The sequence below is a fragment of the Streptomyces caeni genome, from assembly GCF_042678285.1.
GTDB classification, from domain to species: Bacteria; Actinomycetota; Actinomycetes; order Streptomycetales; family Streptomycetaceae; genus Streptomyces; species Streptomyces caeni.
On record NZ_JBHUDX010000026.1, the window covers coordinates 166,529 to 169,050 of the forward strand.

Below are 2,522 nucleotides of genomic sequence, written 5' to 3' on the forward strand. Positions count from 1 at the left end.
GCACCGGTCCCGCCGCGGCGCCGGACGCGCCGGGTGGCCAGGGGGCGCGGCGATGACGCGTACGCTGCCCGGCCGCACCGACCACGTCGTGGTCGTGGGAGCCGGACTCGCCGGACTGGCCGCCGCCCTGCACCTGCTGGGCGCCGGACGCCGGGTCACCGTGGTGGAACGGGACGCGCTGCCCGGCGGCCGGGCCGGACGCCTGGAGCTCGGCGGCTACCACATGGACACCGGCCCCACCGTGCTGACCATGCCGGACCTGGCCGACGAGGCGTTCGCGGCCGTCGGCGACGGCCTGTACCGGCGTGTCGAGCTGATCCCCCTGCACCCGGCCTACCGGGCCGACTTCGCGGACGGCACCAGCCTCGACGTGCACACCGGGGCGGACGCCATGGCCGCGGAGGTGGAACGCTTCGCCGGGGCGGGTGAGGCGGCCGGGTACCTGCGGCTGCGTGCCTGGCTGGAGCGGCTCTACCGGGCGCAGATGCGCAGCTTCATCGACGCCAACTTCGACTCGCCCCTCGGTCTGCTGGGCGCCGACCTGGCCCGGCTGGCGGCGCTCGGCGGCTTCGGCCGGCTGGACGCCCGCATCGGGCGCTTCCTGAACGACGAGCGGCTGCGCCGCGTCTTCTCCTTCCAGGCGCTCTACGCGGGCGTGCCCCCGGAGCGGGCCCTGGCCGCCTACGCCGTCATCGCCTACATGGACACCGTCGCCGGGGTGTACTTCCCGCGCGGCGGCATGCACGCCCTGCCGCGGGCGATGGCGGACGCCGCCGCCGAGGCGGGCGCCGACCTGCGGTTCGGTCGGCGGGTGACCCGGCTGGAGCGGTCCGGCGCACGCGTCACCGCGGTCGTCACCGACCAGGAGCGCATCCCCTGCGACGCGGTCGTCCTCACCCCGGACCTGCCGGTCACCTACGGTCTCCTGGGCCGCCGGCCCCGGCGTCCGGTACGGCTGCGGCACTCGCCGTCCGCGGTCGTGCTGCACGCGGGCACGGACCGCACCTGGCCGCACCTGGCCCACCACACCCTGTCGTTCGGCGCGGCCTGGCGCGGCACGTTCGAGGAACTGACGCGCACCGGGCGGCTGATGAGCGACCCGTCGCTGCTGATCACCCGTCCCACCGCCACCGACCCCGGGCTCGCTCCCCCGGGGCGCCACCTGCACTACATCCTCGCGCCCTGCCCCAACACCGACATCGGCCCGACGGCCGCCGCCTGGGGCGAACTGGCCCCGCGCTACCGGGCCACGCTGCTGCGGGAGCTGGAGCGGCGCGGACTCGACGGCATCGAGGACGCGATCGAGGAGGAGAGCCTCGTCACCCCGGCTACCTGGCACGCCCAGGGGCATGCGGCGGGCACGCCCTTCTCCGCGGCCCACACCTTCCCCCAGACCGGCCCGTTCCGGCCCCGCAACCTGGTGCGCGGCACCGAGAACGCCGTCCTCGCCGGCTGCGGCACCACCCCGGGCGTGGGCGTGCCGACCGTGCTCGTGTCGGGGAAGCTCGCCGCCGCGCGCGTCACCGGCCTGCCCGGCCGCGCCCCGGCCGGCGGGCACGCACCACTGCCTGTGAAGGAGGCCACCGGATGACCGACCGTGAACTGGCCGCGGCGGGAATCGCCGACCCGGCGCTGAGGGCGGCGTACCGCCGCTGCCGCGCCCTCAACGCGCGGCACGGCAAGACGTACTTCCTCGCCACCCGGCTGCTGCCCGTCGAGCGCCGGCCCGCCGTGCACGCCCTGTACGGGTTCGCCCGCTGGGCCGACGACATCGTCGACTCCCTCGACCCCGCGGTCGGCGCCGGCGCGCGCGTCGAGGCGCTGGCGGCGCTGCAGGACGCCCTGGAGACGGGACTGCGCGACGGCCGCAGCCGGGAGCCGATGGTGCTGGCCCTCGCCGACACCGCGCGCCGCTACGGCATCGAGCACGCGCACTTCCGTGACTTCATGGCCGCGATGCGCGCCGACCTCACGGTCACCGACTATCCGACCTACGCCGACCTGCGCGGTTACATGCACGGCTCCGCCGCCGTGATCGGGCTGCAGATGCTGCCGGTCCTGGGCACGGTGGTGCCGCGCGAAGAGGCCGCGCCGCACGCCGCCGCGCTGGGCGTCGCCTTCCAGCTGAGCAACTTCCTGCGGGACGTAGGCGAGGACCTGGACCGCGGCCGGGTCTACGTGCCCGCGGACCTGCTCGCCGGCCACGGAGTCGACCGCGAGATGCTGCGCTGGAGCCGGGACACGGGCCGGCCGGACCGGCGGATCACCGCCGCGCTCAGGGAGTTCGAGGCGCTGACCCGGGGCGTGTACCGGGAGGCGGCGCCGGGGCTCGCGATGCTCGACCCGGTGTCACGGCCCTGCATCCGCACCGCGTTCGTCCTGTACGGCGGCATCCTGGACGCCGTCGCCCGGGACGGGTACGCGGTGCTGCACCGCCGGGCAGTGGTCCCGCGCCGGCACCGTGCCGTGGTCGCCGCGGACGGGCTCACCCGGGTGGCCGCCGCGCGGCTGCGCGCCCGGAA

2 protein-coding genes are annotated in these 2,522 nt (G+C 76.5%); both read left to right on the plus strand.

Translation table 11 applies throughout. The annotated features are described in order from the left end of the window. Positions 1-52 precede the first annotated feature (52 nt). Positions 53-1,591, plus strand: a complete 1,539-nt coding sequence (gene crtI / locus ACFSL4_RS11065) for a phytoene desaturase family protein (RefSeq protein WP_381081141.1) — start codon at positions 53-55, stop codon at positions 1,589-1,591. Continuing rightward, positions 1,588-2,522 (plus strand): phytoene/squalene synthase family protein (locus tag ACFSL4_RS11070; protein ID WP_381081143.1); only part of this gene is annotated, 935 nt, incomplete at its 3' end. The genes crtI and ACFSL4_RS11070, both read left to right, overlap by 4 nt.